This is a genomic window from Actinomadura scrupuli (assembly GCF_050971785.1).
In the GTDB taxonomy this organism is placed as follows: Bacteria; Actinomycetota; Actinomycetes; order Streptosporangiales; family Streptosporangiaceae; genus Actinomadura_E; species Actinomadura_E scrupuli.
Map to the genome: position 1 here is coordinate 400,075 of NZ_JBPCCU010000002.1, position 20,413 is coordinate 420,487.

Genomic DNA, 20,413 nt, shown 5'->3' on the forward strand with positions numbered 1-20,413 from the left:
GGCGGCGTGTACGAGACGGTCACGTACGAGGTCGGGGAGTACGTCGCGCGGATCACGCTGAACCGGCCGGCGGCCCGCAACGCGCTGAACGACCAGATGACGGGGGAGCTGCTCGACGCGCTGAAGGCCGCCAAGAACGACGACGCCGTACGGGTGATCGTGCTCACCGGAGCCGGCGACCGGGCGTTCTGCGCGGGCGCCGACCTCGGGGGCCTGGGCAGCGCACAGCGCTCCGGTGCCCCGATCGCGGGCGTCGCCGGGCCAGGGAACGGTACGGAGCCTCACCCGGCCGCGGGGGGTGGGGCGCACGGGGAAGCCGCGGGAGCCCAGGAAGCCGCGGGATCTTTGGAGGCCGCGGGAGCCCAGGAGGACGCGGCGATCCGGGACAGCGCGATCTACCGGCTGTTCACGGCGTTTCCCCGGCTGGGGAAGCCCGTGATCGCCCGGCTGGCGGGTCACGCCATCGCCGGTGGGCTCGGCCTGGCCGCCTCGTGCGACCTCGTGATCGCGGCCGACGACGTCAAGCTCGCCACCCCCGAGGTCAACGTGGGTCTGTGGCCCATGATGATCATGGCGATCATCAACCGCAACGTCGCTCCGAAGCAGGCGTTCAAGCTCTACTACACCGGTCAGACGATCACCGCCCGGGAGGGCAGGGAGATCGGCCTGGTCACCGAGGTCGTGCCACGAGCGGACCTCGACGCCCGGGTGGACGAGCTGGCCCGCACCATCGCGGCCAAGAGCCCGCTGGGGCTGCGGCTCGGCCGCGACGCGTTCCACGCCATCGAGGGCCGGCCGCTGGACGACCAGATCGCTCATCTCCTCGGGCAACTGGTCACGCTGGCCGGCACCGACGACGCCAAGGAGGGCATCGCCGCCTTCCTCGAGAAGCGGACCCCCGACTTCAAGGGCCGCTGAGCAAGTCCTCGACAAAGTGGACATGTCTCTGTTTCTGGAGTCGGCGGGGCGGTGCTGTCCGCACATTGCTTTGCCCTGACCACCCATAGGCGGCCCGGGTGCGTGCGATGCCTTTGCGCTGACCACCGGTAGGCGGCCTGGGGGTGCTGTCTGCGTGTTGCTTTGCCGTGACCACCCAGAGGCGGCCTTGGGTGGCCTGGTCGGCGGGCCGCGTGGGGGTGGTCAGGGCAATGCAATGTGCGAAGGTCCCCCTCGCCGGACCGGATACGAGGGTGTCCATTGCGGCTTTGCCGTGGCCTTGGGCCGTTGAGCGGCCGCAACGGCGGTTATCGCGTTTTCTCTGGAGTGGTGGGCGCTCGGCTGCCGTCGCCGTGGATGAGAGCGTCGGGGACGAGTTCACAGACCGCCGGCCGGCGTTCACGGAGGGCTCGAGCGAGCCTGAGCCGGCCAGATCGTCCTCGGTCCGATTCGTACATCCGGAAAGTCCCGCGCCGTACCACCGGAGAGCGAGCCATCGCCCTCCGGTGGGGAGGTCGCGGTCAGGGGATCTTTCGGTGCTGGTCCTCGCGTTCGGTGGGGCCGGGGGTGGCGTCGGCGATCCACGGCCCGGGGATCGAGGGGTCGAGGACGCCCTCCTCCAGCCAGGTGTACTCGCCGGCCAGCACCCGCTTGGCGACCTGGTCGTCCAGGTCGTCGGTGTTGGTCCAGAGCCGGTCGAAGAGCTCGCCGATCCGTACCCTGGCCTGCCGGCAGAAGGCGTCGGCCAGCCGGCGCGCCGACGCGCCGTCCGGGCCCTCGGTGGAGCCGGCGTCCAGCTCGGCGCGCACGCAGACCGCGCTCATCGCGAACAGCTCGGCGCCGATGTCGACCATCCGGCCGAGGAAGCCCTGCTTGTACTCGAGTTTGCCCTGCCAGCGGCCCGCGGCGTAGAACACCGACCGGGCCAGCTTGCGGGAGGCTCGTTCGACGAAGCGCAGGTGGGTCGCGAGCGGGCCGAACTCGGCGTACGCGCCGGGCCGCTGGCCCGCTCCGGTCACCAGGGTCGGCAGCCAGCCGCCGTAGAAGCCACCGGCACGGCGCACGGCCCGGGCCTTGTCACCGCGGGAGGCGTCCGGGTCGATGATGTCACCGGCCACCGACAGGTGCTTGTCCACCGCCTCCCGGGCGATCAGCAGACGCATGATCTCCGAGCTGCCCTCGAAGATCCGGTTGATCCGCAGGTCACGGAGGATCTGCTCGGCGGGCACCCCGCGCTCACCGCGCGCCGCCTGCGAGGCGGCCGTCTCGTAACCACGGCCACCGCGGACCTGGACGAGCTCGTCGGCGATCCGGCAGGACATCTCCGAGGCGTACAGCTTCGCCAGTGCCGCCTCGATGCGGATGTCGTTGCGCTCGTCGTCGGCGAGCTGGCTGGACAGGTCCACCATGGCCTCGAGCGCGTACGCCGTGGCGGCGATGAAGGAGACCTTCGTCGAGATCGCCTCGTGGGTGCCGATCGGCCGGCCCCACTGGACCCGTGCCGCCGACCACTCGCGGACGATCTTCGTGGCCCACTTGCCCGCGGCGGCGCTCAGGGCGGGCAGCGACAGCCGGCCGGTGTTCAGCGTGGTCAGGGCGATCTTCAGGCCCTGGCCCTCCTTGCCGATGAGCTGGTCGGCCGGCACCCGTACGTCGTGCAGCCGGGTGACCCCGTTCTCGATGCCGCGCAGTCCCATGAAGGCGTTGCGGTTCTCGACCGTGATGCCCGGCGAGTCGGCTTCGACGACGAACGCCGAGATGCCGCCGCGGTGCCCCTCCGACGCGGGCACCCGGGCCATCACCACGAGCAGGTCGGCGACCACGCCGTTGGTGGTCCACAGCTTGACCCCGTTGAGGATGTACGAGCCGTCCGGCCCGGGCACGGCGCTGGTCTGCAGGCGGGCCGGGTCGGAGCCCACGTCGGGCTCGGTGAGCAGGAACGCGCTGATCTCGTGGACACAGCGGGGCAGCCACCGGGCCTTCTGCTCGGTGGTGCCGAACAGCTTGATCGGCTGCGGCACCCCGATGGACTGGTGGGCCGACATCAGGGCACCGAGAGCGGGGCTCACCGACCCCACGACCATGAGCGCCTTGTTGTAGTAGACCTGGCTGAGCCCGAGCCCGCCGTACTCCTCGGGAACCTTCATGCCGAGCGCGCCGAGCGCGCGCAACCCTTTGATCACGTCGTCGGGGATGCGGGCCTCGCGTTCGATGACCGCTGGATCGATCTTGGTGCTGCAGAACTCGCGCAGCAGGGCCAGGAACGCCTCTCCCTTGGCCTTGGACTCCGCCAATGGGCGTGGATGCGGATGGATAAGGTCCAGCCGGAAATCACCCAGAAACAGCTGCTTTCCGAAGCTGGGCCGCCGCCATTCGCTCTCGCGCGCTTCCTCGGCGACCTGACGTGCGGTTCGTTCATCCACGGGCTGGCTCATGGTGTGATCTCCCTCATGAGGACATATTCGTGAAGTTACGCCTTGGTTCTACTCCTGAGTAGTCCCCAATCCGGGGGGCGCGAGAACGTCATAACGGTCATGCCCATAATCCGGCGGGGTGATCCGGACCGAGGGAAGCCGACGAGTATCGTCGAACCGCTTGACCGGCGCAGGTCCGCGATGTTCGCTGAGCGTGATGGATGAGACACGGAAACCCACTCTCATCGCCTCGGTGCAACGGGCGCTCCATCTGATGGAGGCGGTGGCCTCACATCCCCATGGCGCCCCGGCCAAGCAGCTGGCCCGGGAGGCCAGGTTGCCGCTGGCCACCACCTACCACCTGCTCCGCACGCTGACCTACGAAGGCTATGTCTCCCGGATGACCGGCGGCGTCTGGGTGCTGGGCGACCGGCTGGACGCCCTGCACGGACGGGGGCGCGGCCAGCAGGTGCTCGCCCGGATCAAGCCCGCCCTGGCCGAGCTGCGCGACGAGCTCGGCACCGCGGTCTACCTCGGCGTCTACGACGAGGGAGAGATCCGGATCGTCGACATCGCCGATGCGCCCCGGACCCCGCGGGCGGATCTGTGGGTCGGCTTCGACGAGGCCGCGCACGCCACCGCCCTGGGCAAGTGCGTGCTCGCCCAGCTCGACGGCGAGAGCAGGCGCGACTACCTCGCCCGGCATCCGCTGGTCCGGCTCACCCGCAACACCATCACCGATCCGCGCGAGTTCAGCCGTCGGCTGACGGCCGAGCTCTGCGTCGACCGCGAGGAGTACGCGATCGGCGTCGGGTGCGTGGCCGTCCCGGTGTCGGACGGCACCGGTGCGGTGCTGGGCGCGCTGGCGGCCTCCTGCCGGACCGGGAGGTTATCGAAGGTCGAGGCGGCGGCGCCGAGGATGCGGGCCACGGCGGCCCGGATCGTGCGAGGCCTGGCTTTCACCATGTGAAAATCGTGTTCTTGCCGCAGGTCGTCGCAGCTCTGATCATCTGATGCAGGGGAAACAATCGGGGGCGGCCTGGATGCTCAGCGTTATCGTCGACGAGACTCAGGATCCGTCGCGTAATCTCGCGCTGGACGAGGCGCTGGCGCGGGCCGGGTCACCGGGCCCGGTGCTGCGGGTCTGGCAGAACGCCCCCAGCGTCATCGTCGGGCGGTTCCAGAGCCTGCCCAAAGTGGTGGACATGGCGGCCTGTGCCCGCGACGGGATCCAGGTGGTGCGCCGGGCGACCGGCGGCGTCGCGATCTACACCGATCCGGGCAGCCTGAACATCACCCTCGTCTGCTCCCGGCCGGGACCGCGCCCCGATCTCGAACAGCTCATGGTCGCCGCCGTCGAAGGGTTCGGCCTCCCGTCCGCCACGGCCCGCAGCGGGATCGTCCAGCTGGCCTCGCTGCGCACCCGGCACGCCACCCTGATGCACGCGACGCTGCGCATCAGGCCGGTCGGCGCCTACGGCCGCGGCTACCTCATCCACGGCGAGCAGCCGACGCTGGCCGACCACGGCCTGGACATCAGCATGGACGCGGGGCGGGCCGCGGTCTTCGCCGCCACGGTCGACCGGTACGGCGTGGCGAAGGCGCGGCGCCCCAACAGCGCGGAGACGTACCTGCAGCAGCAGTTGTACGAGACTCGCTATGGTGATGTCACCTGGCATCTCGCCGGTATGGCCAGACCGGGCATACGCTTGCGGCCTCTCCACCAGGGGAGTTTCGGGTTTTCCTGGTAATCGCTGCCGCTCGGGAGGCGGATGGCCGTCCAATGGGTAGACTTACCCATTCTTTGGGCCCATCTTGGGCGGCAGGGTCGTGGACTCATCAGTGAGCGCCCTGGCCAAGGACCTTTATCTGATCACTCAGCGAGTGGGAACGCATGCAGCCACCAGCCAAGAAGAACGTCATCGCCCGGACCGTACTCAAGGTGCTCGGCAGCCGCGAGCCGACCGCCCCCACCGCGGGAGACGGGGAGGCCTTGGTCGTGGACGGGCAGCCCGTGCAGCCCGCGGCGGGTGAGGGCGCTCTGGAGAACCACCTGGGTGGCGACGAGGCCCGCAACTACCGGCAGTACGAGTACGACGTCGTGGCGCCGCACGTGGGCCGGTCCCTCCTCGAGGTGGGTTCCGGGCTCGGGCACTTCTCCGAGCAGTTCGCCGGCCGGCTCGACTACCTCGTGGTCAGCGACAACGATCCGTACTGCGTGGAGCAGCTGCAGAAGCGCTACGCTGGCAACGCCGACGTCGAGGTCCTGGAGCTGGCGCTCCCGGCCAAGATCGACATCCGGCGGAAGGTCGACACCGTCGTGATGATGAACGTCCTGGAGCACATCAAGGACGACGTCCAGGCGCTCAAGGATCTCGCCTCGGTCACCGAGCCCGGCGGGCGCATCGTCATCTGGGTCCCCGGCTACATGCAGCTGTACGGAGACTTCGACCGCAAGGTCGGGCACGTGACCCGGTACACGCCGAGCACGCTGGCCGCGAGTGTCAAGGCCGCAGGTCTCGACATCGACGTCATCAAGCCGATCAACTTCCTGGGCGGCATCGCCTGGTGGGTCGCGGTCCGCCGGGGCGGTGCCGGCTATCCGGACCCGCGCCTGGTCAAGATCTACGACCGTACGGTCGTCCCGGCCACCCGGCTGATCGAGCGGCTGATCCGTCCGCCGTTCGGCCAGACCGTGATCTGCGTCGCCCGGGTGCCGCGCTAGGGCCGGGTGCTGCGTGCCCGTACAGGGTGCCGTGCGCCGCTCAGGCGAAGATGCCGAGGCGGTGCGCGGTGGCGGCCGCCTCGCCGCGTCCGGCGACACCGAGTTTCGCCAGGATGTTGGAGACGTGGACGCTGGCGGTCTTGGCGGAGATGAACAGCTCCTGGGCGATGTCGCGGTTGCTGCGGCCCTCGGCCACCAGCCTGAGGACCTCGAGTTCGCGGGGGGTCAACCCGTGTGCGGGGGCCGGGACCGGCTCGTCCTGCCGCAGCCGGGCCCGCCGGGTCAGATCGTCGACCTGGGCCCGTAGCGGCCGGGCGTCCAGCCGGTCGGCCAGTTCGGCGGCGCGGCCCAGCCGCAGCGCCGCTCCCGTTCGGTCGCCGTCGCCCGCCGCGGCCTCGGCCGCACGGACGAGGGCCCGGGCCAGCGGGTAGGGCTGGCCCAGCGACTCCCAGGCCTGCGCCGCCGTGTCCCAGGCGAGACGGTCGAGTACCCCGCCGGCCCGAGCCGTCTCCGCCACGAAGGTCGCGGCGTGCGCGGCCGTGACCGGCCCCGCGGCGGCGGTGCGGCCGGCGATGTCGCGCAGGGCCGTCAGCAGGGCGTCGGCTCGCCGCAGCAGCCGGTCGTCGCGGAGCACCGTCGGGTCGGTGGCCACGTCGGCGCAGGCCTGTGCACCGGCGACGAGAACCGGCCAGGTGTAGCGGGGCTTGAGCGACATCAACGGTCCGGTCATGACCTCGTCGAGCACGTCGAGCGCACCATTGTGATCCTCTTGAGCGAGCCGCCAGTCGATGAGCAGCCGGGCGACCGGCAGGGTGCGCTGTGGGGTGCCGACGTCCCAGACGGTCCTGTGGTGTCCCTCGATGGCGGTCTGCGCGATGGCGTTCTCGCCGCGTGCCAGCTCCAGCGTGCACCGGACGAGCAGCAGCATCGCGCGCATGCCTGGAACCGGGTTGAACTCCAGCGCCCGGTCGATCGCCGCCAGGGCCTCGTCCCAGCGACCGACCGAGATCAGTGACTCGGCCAGATTGGCCGCGAGGATCGGTCCCTGACTGCGCACCAGGCCGATGCGCTGGGCGATCGCGAAACCCTCCTGCGCCGCCTCGATGGCCGGTCCGTGCCGCCCGGCCCCCTCGTGCATGTCGGAGATGCTGACCAGGGCCCGCAGCACCAGCCGGCCGGAGCCGATCCGCTCCGCCTGCGCGCGAGTGGTGATCACGGCGGTTCCGTCGCAGTCTCCGTCCCCGACCAGCACCGCGGCGAGGGAGATGGCGGCTTCGATCTCCGTCTCCTGGTCACCGATGGCCTGGGAAATGGCCAGCGCCTCGCGGCCGTAGGCAAGGCTCTTCTCATCGTCGCCGGAGACCATCGCTATGCAGCACAGCCTGGCGAGCACCCTGGCGCGAGCCTGGCCGGGCACGGCGGCCAGCCGCTCCGCCGCGTGCAGATCCTCCAACTCGCCGGGCAGCCCTCGCCAGGAGCGGAGTTTGGCCCGCCACATCAGCAGCACCGCCATGCGCTCGGGCTCGGTGATCTCGTCGATCTCGGCCAGGGCGGCGCGGACGAAGGCCAGACCACGCTCCGCCTCTCCGCAGGCGCTGGCCGCCTCGGCGGCGAGTTCCAGTACGTCCACGTGGTCGTGCCCGACGAGCGCGGCGGCGTCCGGCACCCGGTCCCACAGCTCCAGCACCTGCTCGATCATCTGGAGCCGCTCGGCATAGGCCAGCGCGGCGGCGGACTCGGCGGCGGCGCGCCAGGCGGCCGGCAGGGCACGTTCGTGGTCGTGTGCGCGCAGCCAGTGCAGGGCGATGCCCATGGTCGAAGCACAGTCCCCGCTCAGCCCCGGAGTCTCCTCGAGGACCTGTGCGTACCTGCGATGCAGCCGGGTGCGCTCGCCGGGCAGCAGGTCCTCGTGCACGGCCTCCCGGATCAGGGCATGCCGGAAGGCGTAGCCGTCGACGTCGGCCACCAGCACGTTCCCGTCCACGGCCGGGCGCAGCGCCGCAGTGAGCCGCCGTTCGTCGAACCCGGTCACCGCGGCCAGCAACTCGTGCCCCACCCGGTCTCCGTCCGCGCTGGCCGTACGCAGCACGTCCTGGGTCTCCTCGGGCAGTCGCTGCACGCTCGCGAGCAGCAGGTCCCGCAGCGAGGCGGGCACGCTCGATCCCAGCTCGCCCGAGCAGCCCACCATCGCCTCGACGAACAGCGGGATCCCCGCGCTGCGGCCGTACACCTCCTCGACCAGAGCAGGGTCGGCCGCCGCACCGAGGATGCCGCCGAGCTGGGCGGACACCTGTCCCCGGGACAGCCGGGGCAGCTCGAGCCTGGTGACGGTGCCGACCCGGTCCAGCTCGGCCAGCAACGGTCGTAGCGGATGCCTGCGGTGCAGCTCGTCCGAACGATAAGTGATCAGCAGCAGTACGTGCTCGTGCCCCAGGTTGCGCGAGAGGAAGACCAACAGGTCGCGGGTGGAGCGGTCCGCCCAGTGCGCGTCCTCGACGACGAGGACGAGTGGATCATGTTCGGCCAGCCGCTCGAGCAGGGTGAGCATCTGCTCGAAGAGCCGCACCCTGCCGGTGTCGGGATCGGGATCGGCCGGCGATTCGCCGAGTCCGGGCAGCAGCCGGGCCAGGTCCCGGATGTTGCCGCCCGGCATCAGAGCGGCGATCTCCTCGACGCCGATCTGCCGTACGAGCCGGCGCAACGCCGCCGTGAACGGGGAGTACGGCAGACTCGCCGCGCTGAGCTCGAGGCAGCCGCCGACGAGCACCCGACCGGTCGCGGAACCGGCCCCGTGCACGCGGGCGACGAACTCGTTCACCAGCCGGGTCTTGCCGACCCCCGCCTCACCACCGAGGAGTACGACCCCCGCGGCGCCTTCCCGGGCCGCTCGGTACGTCTCGCACAGCACGGTGAGCTCCGCCTGCCTTCCGGCAAAGACGGGGCTCACCATGCTGTCCAGTGTGTCGGTCATGGCGCTGTTCCGATCAGCCGGCGAGACGGCGCAACGGGTTGCGCATCAGCTTCCTGGCCGGGCGGGCGCGGCGGGCCTCGACCGCCTGCCGGGTGAGGTCGGCGATGTGGTCGGCGGCGATCTGACGTTCGAAATCGTGGTGCACGGTGTCCTCCGGATGTCTCTTCTTGCTGACAACCTCAAGACTCCTGCTAAGGCGGGGGTCCTTACATCCGGCGCATGCCCTATCTCCGCGGCTCCTTGCAGGCTTAGGGGGACCGGCGGCTTAGGCGGACCGGTGCCTAGGCGGACCGGGGCTTAGGCGGGCACGGGGCTCAGGCCGGGCACGGGGCTCAGGGCGGGCCCGCCGGGACGTGCTCGAACAGGCCCAGCCGATGGGCGGTGGCGGCGGCCTCCCCGCGTCCGGCGACCCCGAGCTTGGCCAGGATGTGCGAGACGTGCACGCTCGCGGTCTTGGCGGAGATGAACAGCGCCGCCGCGATGTCGCGGTTGCTGCGGCCCTCGGTGAGCAGCCGGAGCACCTCCAGCTCCCGGGGCGTCAGACCGAGCGAGCCGGGCTCGCCCCCCGTGAGCCCGGCGCGGCGGGTCAGGTCGTCGATCTGCTCCCGCAGCGGCCGGGCACCGAGCCGCCCGGCCAGCTCACCGGCGCGGCGCAGGCGTACTCGCGCCTCCTCACGGTCGCCCGCGGCCAGCGCGGCCGTGGCGGCGCCCACCAGGGCACGGGCCAGCGCGTACGGCTGCGAGAGGGCCTCCCAGGCCGCGGCGGCGGCGTCCCAGGCCGCGAGGTCGGCGGTGGCGATGGTGGCGTCGAAGGTGAGCTGGTGGGCCCGCTGCAGGGGCCCGACGACGGGGAGCCTCCCGGCCCGGGCGCGGACCGCGGCCAGCGTGCCCTCGTCGCCGATCGCCAGGCAGGCCTTGGCGGCGAGCACCAGCACCGGCCACGCGTAGCGGGCGTCGTCGGACAGCATCGTGTCGGTGAGGACCGGCTCGACGGCCGCGGGCACCAGCTCCGGCCTGCCCTGCCCGAGCAGCAGGGCGGCCTCCAGCCGGATGACCGCGAACAGGTCCTCGGTGCGGCGGGTCGCGTCCCGCGCGGTCAGGCTGGAGGCCACCTCCAGCGCCGCCGCCGCGGCGTCCAGGTCGCCGCGGGCCACCCAGATCTCGCCGGCCAGCTCCTGGAGGGCTGCCCGGTGGCTGAGCGGAGGGTCGTGCTCCTGGGCCTGCTCGATCACGGCCATCGCCTCGTCCCAGCGGCCGAGGGAGACCAGCGGCTCTGCCAGGTTGATGGCGAGGAAGGTGCCCGAGACCCGGCTCAGCCCGAACCCGCCGGCCTGCTCGACACCCCGGCGGGCCACCTTGGTGGCCTCCTCGTGCCGGCCGGCCCCCTCCAGGACGTGAGAGCGGTTGACCGCGACCCGCAGCACCGGGCGGAACGCTCCAGACGCCTCCGCGAGGGGCTCGATGCGCTCCAGCCGGGCGAGGTTCTCGTCGGCGTCGACGGAGCCGCCGTCGATGCAGATGAGCGTGAGCAACCCGCTGGCCTCGGCCAGCGGGTCGCCGACCTGCCGGGCCATCGCGACGGCCTCCTCGGCGGCGGCGCGCGCCTCGCCCTTGCCGAGCATCTTGAACAGCTGCTCGGCCATCGAGGCGAGCGCCCGTGCCCGCCCGGCCGTCGGCGGATCCGCGGGGACCAGGCGGATCGCCTCGTGCAGGTCGGTGATGCCCTCGGGCCGGCGCAGCTGCAGCGACATCCGGCCGCGCTGCTCCAGCAGGCAGGCCGCGCGCTCTGGGTCGTCGATCTCCTTGAGCGCGGCCGTGGCGAGCTTGACGCCGCGCTCGTTCTCACCGGCCAGGTCGGCCGCCATGACCGCCTTCTCCAGCACCTGTGCCTGGTCGTGCCCGATGTGGGCCGCGGCGTCGGGCACCCGCTCCCACAGCTCCAGGACCCTGGACAGCATGCCCAGCGCCTCCGAGTGGGCGGCGGCCTTGTGCGCCGTGCGGGCCGCCCGCCAGGCGCTGATCAGAGCCCAGGTGAGGTTGTGCGCGGAGTGCCAGTGGTGGGCCAGCTCGACGGCGGCCCGCCCGGACGGCACCAGCCCAGGGTCGTGCTCCAGCGCCTCGGCGTAGCGGGTGTGCAGCCGGGTGTGCTCGCCGGGCAGCAGGTCGTCGTGTACGGCCTCGCGGATCAGCGCGTGCCGGAAGCAGTAGCCGTCACCCTCGACGGTGATCACGTTGGCCGCCACCGCGGGACGCAGCAGCCGGGTCAGGGTCGCGTCGTCGAGCCCGGACACCGCCGCCAGCAGCGCGTGCTCGATGTGGGCGCCGCCGCCGCTGGCCATGCGCAGCAGTTCCTGGGTGTCCTCGGGCAGCTTCTGCATGTTGGCCAGCAGCAGGTCGCGCAGGGACTCGGGCAGCTCGCTCGCGAGCCGGCCGTCGCAGCCGAGCAGCGCCTCCACGAACAGCGGGTTGCCCTCACTGCGCTGGTAGATCTTGTCGACCAGCCGGGGCTCGGGCTCCCGCTTGAGCAGGTCCTGCGCCAGCTCGGCCACCTCGCGGCGGGACAGCCGGCCCAGCTCCTGACGCCGCACCCGGTCGACGCGGTCCAGCTCGGCCAGCAGCGGGCGCAGCGGATGGGCCCGGTGCAGCTCGTCGACGCGGTAGGTGACCAGGATGAGGACCGGGCCGCCGAGGTTGCGGATGAGGAACGAGAGGAGGTCCCGGGTGGATCTGTCGGCCCAGTGGGCGTCCTCGATGACCAGCACCAGCGGGCTCGACTCGGCCAGCCGCTCCAGCAGCGTCAGCACCAGCTCGAACAGCCTCGCCCGCGCCTCGCCGGAGCTGCTCTCGCCCTCCGGCTCACCGAACTCCGGGAGCAGCCGGGCCAGCCCGGCGGCGGTCGCTCCGGGCAGCAGCTCCGCGACCCGGTCGATGCCGGCCTCCCGGACGAGCTGGCGCAGGGCCGCGGTGAAGGGCGCGAAGGGCAGGCCGTCCGAGCCCAGCTCAAGGCAGCCGCCGACGAGCACCCGCGCGTCGTGGCACACCCGGCCGACGAACTCGTTGATCAGGCGCGTCTTGCCGACCCCCGCCTCGCCACCGATCAGCACCGCGCCCGGCGCGGCGGAGAATGCGGCGCTCAGCCGGTCCAGCTCCTGGACCCGGCCGATGATGACAGGACTTCCCACATGCGCGCTCACGCAGCCCAGGATGTCATCCGACCCCGACATAACGCATCAGACTTATCTGCCGACCCCGTCCAGCCGACCCCGCTCGGCTCAGCCCGCTCGGCACAGCCCGTTCAGCCCCGTCGTTCGGGCGAGCCGTTCAGCCCGGCCCGGTCGGCCGGTCGCCAGCCCTGCCCGTGGTGCTGGTCGAGCGCCGCGATCGGGCCCGCGGGCAGCGGCGGATGGGCACTGGTCCGGACCGGGCTGCCCACGGTCCCCTCGGCGATCACGCCGCGCTGCCGGAAGTGGTCGAGATGCATCATCTCGTCCCTGGTCAGCGCGGGGGCGACGGGTGCGCCGGCGGCCGTCAGCAGGGTCGTGGCCTCGTCCCGGGTCAGCGGGGCGATGGCGGCGGCGATCTCGGCGTCCAGCTCGCGGACCCTGCCCAGCCGCTCCAGGAACGGTGCCCCGGCATGGCGTTCCAGCCCGAGTGCCCGGCAGGTGGCCGCCCACAGATGCTGCTCCGACACGACCCCGATCGTGACCTTCCCGCCGTCGCTGGTCGGGTACACGCCGTAGCCCGGCAGCGGCCCGGCCCCGGCGTTCCTGGTCTTGGTCATGGGCACCGTACCGACCCAGTTGGCCAGCACGTCGGCCATGCCCAGGTCGATCCGGTCGCCCCGGCCGGTCTCGCGGGCCTTCAGCACGCCCGCCGTGACGGCGAACGCCGCCATCGTGGCCGCCCCCATGTCCGCCACCGGCAGTTCGTCGGCGTCCGGTGACACGGCGTCCGGCGGGAGCGCCCCGGTGTAGGCCCGGTAGTTGACATCGTGCCCGGGCACCTCGGCGAGCGCCCCCTCGGCTCCGTACCCCGACAGCGAGCAGTAGACGATCCGCGGGTTCAGCTCCCGTACGGCCCGGTGCCCGACGCCGAGCCGGTCGGCGACGCCGGGCCGGTAGCCCTCCACGAAGACGTCGGCGTCCCCGGCGAGCTCGAGGCAGCGCGCCCGGTCACCGGGGTCCTTGAGGTCGAGCACCAGGCTTCGCTTGTGCTGGTTGAGCAGCTCGAAGTGGTCGCCGAACATCCGCATGGGCTCCCCGCCCGGCGGCTCCACCTTGATCACGTCGGCGCCCAGCTGGGCCAGCAGCTGGGTGGCGTACGGACCCGGCCGCCACATCGTCAGGTCGAGTACCCGCAGTCCATCGAGCAGAGCCATGGGAGTACGGTGCCGCCCGCACACCGGTTTGGTCAACCGAGCGCTTGGTTGCCCTGCCCCGACGTCCGCCCTTCCCGGCACTTCGGCCGGGCGCCGGCCCTATTCCGTGAGTTCTGCCGGGAAGGCCGGCAAGGAGTTCGTCATTGCGTCATTCGACACACTTCCCGGGGCTCAGTCGGGTGAACTGGAGCTTTCTCTGCAGTTTCCGTTAACGGCGGGAATGACGCTCAGGGCCCCGTCGCGCAGCCGTTCCAGGAGCCTTCGCCACTGCGCGGCGGCGAGCAGGATCGCGCCGTTCGAGGGGTGGCGCGAGTCGCGGACCAGCACAGATCCCGCGAGCTCGGCGACCTCCACACACGAGTCCTTCTCTATGGAGGCTTTGCTTTTGCGCCAGGTGAGCTCCGGATCCCGATCAGATTGAGCAGCCATCCAGCCACCCTCCGTTCGTCGTGGGTGGGCCCGCTCCGACCATCGGTCAAGCGGGCGGTCGCTAACTGACAGAACCGAACAGGGCGCATACGCAAAAACGACCTTGTGGTTATCGCTCAAGAGTGTAAACGGTTCACCCTTGTTCCGCCTATACGGAAGCACAAGATCGGACGGTGTTCGATGTGAGACATGAGTGCCTGTTTAGGACGCTGGGTTCGGGGTGAACTCCTGGGGTCGGTGGGGTCTGGCGGGGAGGTGGTGCCGTCAGGCCATCTCTTCCGCCACATTCCGCATGAGGTCGAGCGACTCCTCCACCGAAAGGGATTCGTCGAGCAGGGACTCGAAGCCGTCCTGGTAGTCGGCGATCCGGGGGTCGTCCCCGGTGACGAGGACGCTGACGTCCCGGGCGCCCTCCAGATAGAGGGCGTCGGAGAGGCCGCCCTCGAACTCGAGCAGGCTGAACGGCCCTCGCATGCCCATGTGGGCCCCGGCGTTGAACGGGATGACCCGTACAGTGATCAACTCGTTCTCCTCGACCACCTTGACGATGTGCCGGAGCTGATTCGGCATGATCGCCACGTCGGCCTTGATGCCGACGTGCCGGCGGATCACCGCTTCGTCCAGGACGAAGATCTGCTGCGGTGGATCCTCCCGTTGGGCGAGTTCCTGCTGCCGCTGCAACCGCAGCTTGACCACGGTGCCGAGGATGATGGGCCCCACCGAGCCGCTCGCCAGGACCTCGGCGTAGGCGCGTGTCTGCAGCAGCCCGTGCACCGCCGAGCCGTGGAAGTGCCGCATCACCGAGGCGCCCGCCTCAAGGCCGACATAGCTGAGGTAGGCATCGGCGATCTCCCCGCGGTAGCCGTCCCACCAGGCGGACTGCCGTGCACCCTTGGCCAGCTCCTGGAGCCGCTCCATCCGGGTCGGAGAGGTGACGCCGTACAGCGTCAGCAGCGCCTGGAGGTCCGTCCTGGAGACGCTGTTCTTACCCCCCTCAATACGGATCAGTTTCGACGATGACCATTCGAGCTGGTGGGCCACCTGCTCCTGGGTCAGCTCTTTCTCCTTTCGGAGCCGGACGAGCTCGGCTCGGAGCAGCGCGCTCTGCACGACCGGGCCCTGGTCAACGGCCATAGGATCACTCACTTTCCGTAGTCAACGTCAGCAGCCATCCTGCCACCTGGCAACGATGGAGCTTGCGGCGGACCCGGTATCAATACGCCATGCGACTACGTTATGGACGGCGCCATGCCGACGGCAACCCCTGTGAGTTGGGTCACCTGCATCTCCCGGTTGCGATTTGGTGTGCGATGTTGAACCATGTAGTCAGATGCCACCTGGCATGGTGAGTGCAAGCGTCACGTCGGGGGGCGATCTGACGGCTCTCGCGAAATGATCGAACTCACCCACGGTCAGGGTTCCAGTTGATCCTCGGTGGCGACGGGAACCGAGCCGGGGGTCCGTGCGGTCCAGCGGGAGCCCGAGCCGATGCTCTCGGAAACAACAGGTGATGTCGAGGAGGACGTAGAGGAGCAATCACCCACCCCCTAATGATCAGGGCCGCCCCATTCTTTCCGTCGATTTCCCGGTGCCAGCCTAAGAAGATCGACAGGAAAGAAAGGGCGACCCCTTCTCAAGCCGTTAGCGCTGTTTCACCAGGTGCCGGTTCTTCGCTGTGGCGCCACCGTGCGGGTGGTCACCAACAGACCGTTCAGCATGCGGCGAAGGGCTCGTATTCGCGTGCCATATCACCGCTGACCAGGAAATTCAGCCCCAGCGGGTTTCTTTAGTCTAACCATGATCGCGGGATCATGCCATAGGCGGGACGACTTCCCCGCGCGTTGGCCATGTCACCTGCGATGACGCCAGAAGCCCGCAGGAGAGCACATCGAAAGGACCGTTTCAATGTCAGAGGAACCCCGTTATGCGCAAGGAACGCCGTCAAGCGACATCTGATGGGCCTTATGCCGGAAACGATGAGACCGAATCGCGAGTGTCCGTCCGGCGCAATCGTGATCTGCTGACCGGCGCGGGGGGTCCGCCCCGCATCCTGAGTACACCGGTCACCGCCCTGGGCTGCCTGACGAGCAGCCTGGCGATCTTCGTTGTGGGAGGTGTTCTCGCCGGGTTCGGAGGTCTGGTCACCGCCGCGGTCCTGACGGTGGTCGTGATCGCGCTGGTGGGATTCAACTGCAGGCAGGAGAGGATCACCAGTGCCGGTCTGGGCCTGGCCAGATCCGTCGAGGACGTACTGGCTCTCAAGGGGGGCAACTCCGCGGCCCGCACGGAACTCGTCGGGCACCGGCCCGGGCCCGTCGCAGGACGAAAGCCCGTACCCCGCACGGCGGTGGACCGGGTCATGGACGGTTTCTATGCGGAGGGGGACGAGATGAACACCTTCTGGGATTCGCTCACGGCCCCGGAACGGCGGGCCCTCCGCGCCGTGGCGTGGGAGGAGACCTTCTCCGCCGGCGCGCCCCTGTGCCGTGAGGGCCGGCCCGCCGACAACGTCATGGTCATCCGGTCCGGCTGGACCAAGGTCTGCGTAGAGCGGTCGGGGCGGGAGCGGATCGTCGCCATGCGAGGGCCCGGCGACCTGGTGGGTGAGCGGGCGTCCCTGGAGGTCCGTTCGCGGTCGGCGTCGGTCATCGCACTGGACACCGTCCAGGCGCTCCTCATCGCGACCGAGGACTTCGCCGCCTTCATCCGGAATCATCCGCGCGTGCTGTCGGTGGTGGAGGACCAGGTCTACGAACGGCTCACCGAGGAGCCCGGCGGTTCCCTGCTGAGAGGGGCCGCCGACCTCGAGCACCGGCTCGCCACCCTGATCACCGAACTTCTGCCCCGGCGAGACGACGGCCGGCCCGTCACCCTGCCGCTCTCCGAACGTGATCTGGCCGGCTGGGCCGGTGCCTCCCCGCTCCTGGTCAGGAGGGTGCTGGCGGCGTGGCGGGACAAGGGGTTGATCGGTACCTCCGCCGGTGTGCTCACCGTGCTCGATCCCCGGCGGCTCGAACGGGTTCTCGACGAGGCGGAGCAGCCGGGCGTTCCGGCCCACACGTCCCCGTGCTGGACGGGTCAGAACTGCACGGTCTTCATGGTGGACATCGCGGGGTTCGGGGCCCTGATCCGTACCGACGTCGATCGCCGGAGCGTCCGCGCGGTGATGTACAAGCTGCTGCACGACTCGTTCGACAGCGCTGACGTCCCGTGGGCGGCCTGTCACCGGGAGGATCGTGGTGACGGCGCGTTGATCGTCGTCCCACCCGGCATTCCGACCGCCCAGGTGGCCGACCGGGTCATCCGTGGCCTCGTGGCCGGGCTCGCCCCCCACAACCACCAGGCCAGTGCCGCCCTCCGCATTCAGCTACGGGTCGCGATCGACGTGGGCCCGGTGGTGTCCGACTCCGAAGGGGTCTGTGGCGACGCCATCATCCGGGCGGCCCGGCTGCTGGACGCCCCGGCCCTCAAGCAGCGCCTCGGCGCGACCTCGGCGGACCTCGGTCTCATCACCTCGGCCTTCGTCTACGACGCGGTCATCCACGATCCGGCCGGCTTCGAGCAGGTGAAGGTGGAGGTGAAGGAGGCGAAGCTCAGTGCCTGGGTACGCCTGAGCGGCGTCGGCCGAGAGGTCTCCGGCAGCGCGATGTGACCAACGGCCCGGCTTCCGCGGCTCGTCAGTAGGGGGAGGGACCGCCGAACATCTCGCTGAGGCGCGGAGCCAGCTCCAGGTCCCCGCTGAGCCGGAGGCCGCCGCTCATGAGGAGCTTGGCCGGGCTGGTCACACCGGCCAGCAGCCGCAGGTAGTCGGCCGCCGGCGTGGTGAGGGCCAGGGCCGGTTTCCGGGCCGGCCCGGGGCGCGCATGGGCCCGCCGGCCGCGTACCTCGATGGTCCAGATGCCCGGGGAGCCCTCCGCACGGGTCAGCCGGAACTCCAGCTCGCCCTCGAAGCCGCGCGCCACCTCCGGATCGAAGGACCGGGCCATGGCGGTGAAGAGGGCACGCTGCGCCAGCGGCCCGAAACGGCGGTCGATCTCGGCGTCGGAACGGTCGCGTACCAGCCGGGCCAGACCTCGGATCCCCTGGCGACGCACGGTCGCGCGAGTCTCGCCGCGCACGTCGGCCAGGGTGGCGCCCAGCCCGGCCGGGCGGGGCCGGCGGGCGCGGCGCGCCCGCACGATCTCGGCGTCCTCGTCGATCCGGTAACCGGCCGGCAGCTCCCGGGGCGGCTTCCGGCGGGCCAGGGCCGCCTCGATCGCCGGGGCCAGCCGCGCCGCCTTGGCGGCCTCCCGCTCCTCGCGGCCCTCGGTGAAGGCCGGCAGCACCGAACGGCCGAACAGCTCCAGGGCCTCGCAGATGTGCTCGTGCCGGTTGGGCCCGGACTGCAGCACGAAGGCCACCTGGTCGACGCCCGCGGCCTCGTACCGCCGGATCAAGTCGGTGACCTGGTCGGGCGTGCCGACCGCGCCGCGGAGCGAGCCCATGACGATGCCCGGTGCGCCGCCGCTGCGGGCCTGCCCCACCACGTCGAGGGGGCCCTCGCCGGGGGAGATCGCATCCCGGTCGAAGCCCCGCGCCGCGCGGGTCCGGACGAACTCGTCCCACACGCTGGTCCGGCCGGGGTCGTGCGGGGTGCTGCCGTAGTAGTGGGCGAGCGCGAAGCCGAAGAAGTGCGCGCCGTCGATGCCGCGCTCGATGGCGGTGAGCTCGTCCTCGTGCAGCATCATGGGCAGCACCACGGTGACGTTCGGGTTGACGGTGAAGCCGGCGGGGACGCACTCCTCCGACTCCAGCAGCCGGTAGTACTCGCCGACCCACTTGGCGGCCGCCTCCGGCTCGATGAAGGAGAACGACAGGGCGCCCATGCCGTTCCGGGCGGCGAGGTGGATGGTCTCGCGCCGCGAGCAGGCCACCCACAGCGGCGGATGCGGCTTCTGTACGGGTTTGGGGATCACGTTGCGCGGGGGCATCTGGAGGTGCTTGGAGGCCCACCCGGCGAACGGCTCCTCCACGAACATCCGGGTGATCGCGTCGATGGAGTCCTGCCACTGCTCCCGTTTGTCGGTCCGTTTCACCCCGAACCCGCCCAGCTCGGCGCTGGAGCTGGACTCGCCGGTGCCGAAGTCCACCCGGCCGTTGGAGACCAGGTCCAGGGAGGCGATCCGCTCGGCCACCCGCGCCGGGTGGTTGACCGCCGGCGGGAGCTGGACGATGCCGTGACCCAGGCGGATCCGCTCGGTGCGCTGGCTCGCCGCGGCCAGGAAGACCTCCGGCGCGCTGGAGTGCGAATACTCCTCCAGGAAGTGGTGCTCGACCGCCCAGACGTAGTCGAAGCCCACCCGGTCGGCGATCTCGATCTGGTCCAGCGCGTCCTGGTAGAGCCGGTGTTCCTGACCTTGATCCCACGGCCGCGGAAGCTGGTGCTCGTAGAAGATCGAAAAACGGATCCTTCCCACCTCCCCGGTCCGGTCGGCGCAGACGCCCTTACCTCCGGCATCTACCCGGTCAGCGTCACCCGAATTGGATGCACCGTCAATAGCGGCTCGGAACCCGCGATCGTCCAGCCCGGAACCAATGATCATCCGGCCCGGTTTGTCCAGTTCGCTTGTGTCAGCGATGCTTAGCGGGTGTCAACGACGACTCTCACGGATCCGACCGCGCTGCGCGGGCTCCTGCACGGGCTGCCCGCCGTCGACCAGGTGGGTGCGGAGGAACGCGCCGCCCGGCTGGCCACCCGATCGATCAAGAACGCCGCGAAGGCCCAGGCCATCGATCTGGCGATCACGATGATCGACCTCACCACGCTGGAGGGGGCCGACACCCCGGGGAAGGTGCGGTCCCTGTGCGCCAAGGCCGCCCACCCGGACCCGGCCGATCCCACCGTGCCCAGGGTCGCCGCCATCTGCGTCTACTCCGACCTGGTCGGCACGGCGGTCGAGGCGCTGCGCGGCACCGGTATCGGCGTGGCGAGCGTCGCGACCTCCTTCCCGTCCGGCCGGGCACCGCTGGAGGCCAAGCTGGCCGACACCCGGCGGGCCGTCGACGACGGCGCCACCGAGATCGACATGGTCATCGACCGGGGTGCGTTCCTGGCCGGTGACTACCGGAAGGTCTTCGACGAGATCGGCGCGATCAAGGCGGCCTGCGGGGAGGACGTCCACCTCAAGGTGATCCTGGAGACCGGCGAGCTGGTGACCTACGACAACGTGCGCCGGGCCTCCTGGCTGGCGATGCACGCCGGCGCCGACTTCATCAAGACCTCCACCGGCAAGGTGTCGCCCGCCGCGACTCTCCCGGTCACGCTGATCATGCTGGAGGCCGTACGGGACTTCCGCGCGCTGACCGGCCGGCAGATCGGGGTCAAGCCGGCGGGCGGGATCCGTACGACCAAGGACGCGATCAAGTACCTGGTCCTGGTCAACGAGACCGCGGGGCCGGACTGGCTGACCCCCCGATGGTTCCGGCTGGGCGCGTCGTCGCTGCTCAACGATCTGCTGATGCAGCGGCAGAAGCTCGCGAGCGGCGTCTACGGCGGCCCCGACTATGTGACGGTGGACTGA

Annotated in this window: 14 protein-coding genes; 6 read left to right on the plus strand and 8 right to left on the minus strand. The window is 70.7% G+C overall.

Translation table 11 applies throughout. From position 1 onward, the window contains the following. Positions 1–6: 6 nt before the first annotated feature. Positions 7–918, plus strand: a complete 912-nt coding sequence (locus ACRYCC_RS09540; RefSeq protein ID WP_433810417.1) for an enoyl-CoA hydratase/isomerase family protein — start codon at positions 7–9, stop codon at positions 916–918. 539 nt (positions 919–1,457) lie between these two features. Here ACRYCC_RS09540 and ACRYCC_RS09545 read toward each other — a convergent pair. After that, positions 1,458–3,371: an acyl-CoA dehydrogenase family protein gene (locus ACRYCC_RS09545; protein WP_433810418.1), complete on the minus strand. Its 1,914-nt coding sequence runs from the start codon at positions 3,369–3,371 to the stop codon at positions 1,458–1,460. Between the two features lie 196 nt (positions 3,372–3,567). Between ACRYCC_RS09545 and ACRYCC_RS09550 the strand changes: the two genes are divergently transcribed. The 3 genes from ACRYCC_RS09550 to ACRYCC_RS09560 all read left to right on the plus strand — a co-directional run bounded on the left by ACRYCC_RS09550 (position 3,568) and on the right by ACRYCC_RS09560 (position 6,075). Further along, the gene (locus ACRYCC_RS09550; RefSeq protein ID WP_433810420.1) at positions 3,568–4,320 is read left to right on the plus strand and encodes an IclR family transcriptional regulator; all 753 of its coding nucleotides are present in this window, start codon (positions 3,568–3,570) and stop codon (positions 4,318–4,320) included. A gap of 43 nt (positions 4,321–4,363) precedes the next feature. Then, on the plus strand, positions 4,364–5,101 hold the full coding sequence (locus ACRYCC_RS09555) for a lipoate--protein ligase family protein (RefSeq protein WP_433810422.1): 738 nt from the start codon (positions 4,364–4,366) through the stop codon (positions 5,099–5,101). A gap of 143 nt (positions 5,102–5,244) precedes the next feature. After that, positions 5,245–6,075 (plus strand): class I SAM-dependent methyltransferase, encoded by an 831-nt coding sequence (locus tag ACRYCC_RS09560; RefSeq protein ID WP_433810424.1) that lies wholly within the window; start codon positions 5,245–5,247, stop codon positions 6,073–6,075. A 40-nt stretch (positions 6,076–6,115) separates the two neighbouring features. Here the strand turns inward: ACRYCC_RS09560 and ACRYCC_RS09565 are convergent, their stop codons facing one another. From ACRYCC_RS09565 to ACRYCC_RS09590, 6 genes are all read right to left on the minus strand, one after another. Then, the gene (locus ACRYCC_RS09565; protein WP_433810425.1) at positions 6,116–9,046 is read right to left on the minus strand and encodes a helix-turn-helix transcriptional regulator; all 2,931 of its coding nucleotides are present in this window, start codon (positions 9,044–9,046) and stop codon (positions 6,116–6,118) included. 13 nt (positions 9,047–9,059) lie between these two features. Next, a complete protein-coding gene (locus tag ACRYCC_RS09570; RefSeq protein WP_433810427.1) occupies positions 9,060–9,191 on the minus strand; it encodes a hypothetical protein in 132 nt (43 codons plus the stop codon). Between the two features lie 187 nt (positions 9,192–9,378). After that, positions 9,379–12,240, minus strand: a complete 2,862-nt coding sequence (locus ACRYCC_RS09575; protein ID WP_433810429.1) for a helix-turn-helix transcriptional regulator — start codon at positions 12,238–12,240, stop codon at positions 9,379–9,381. Positions 12,241–12,341: 101 nt separating this feature from the next. Then, positions 12,342–13,424, minus strand: coding sequence for a CaiB/BaiF CoA transferase family protein (locus tag ACRYCC_RS09580; RefSeq protein ID WP_433810431.1), 1,083 nt, complete (start codon positions 13,422–13,424; stop codon positions 12,342–12,344). Positions 13,425–13,595: 171 nt separating this feature from the next. Next, complete coding sequence (locus ACRYCC_RS09585) at positions 13,596–13,853, minus strand: DUF397 domain-containing protein (protein WP_433810433.1); 258 nt, start codon at positions 13,851–13,853, stop codon at positions 13,596–13,598. A 264-nt stretch (positions 13,854–14,117) separates the two neighbouring features. Then, the gene (locus ACRYCC_RS09590; protein WP_433810435.1) at positions 14,118–14,987 is read right to left on the minus strand and encodes a helix-turn-helix domain-containing protein; all 870 of its coding nucleotides are present in this window, start codon (positions 14,985–14,987) and stop codon (positions 14,118–14,120) included. Positions 14,988–15,846: 859 nt separating this feature from the next. Here ACRYCC_RS09590 and ACRYCC_RS09595 point away from each other — a divergent pair. After that, the gene (locus ACRYCC_RS09595) at positions 15,847–17,505 is read left to right on the plus strand and encodes a cyclic nucleotide-binding domain-containing protein (protein ID WP_433810437.1); all 1,659 of its coding nucleotides are present in this window, start codon (positions 15,847–15,849) and stop codon (positions 17,503–17,505) included. A 25-nt stretch (positions 17,506–17,530) separates the two neighbouring features. Here ACRYCC_RS09595 and ACRYCC_RS09600 read toward each other — a convergent pair whose 3' ends face one another. After that, positions 17,531–19,309 (minus strand): LLM class flavin-dependent oxidoreductase, encoded by a 1,779-nt coding sequence (locus tag ACRYCC_RS09600; protein WP_433810439.1) that lies wholly within the window; start codon positions 19,307–19,309, stop codon positions 17,531–17,533. Positions 19,310–19,480: 171 nt separating this feature from the next. On the opposite strand from ACRYCC_RS09600, the gene deoC reads away from it, so the two are divergent. Next, positions 19,481–20,413 (plus strand): deoxyribose-phosphate aldolase, encoded by a 933-nt coding sequence (deoC, locus tag ACRYCC_RS09605; RefSeq protein ID WP_433810440.1) that lies wholly within the window; start codon positions 19,481–19,483, stop codon positions 20,411–20,413.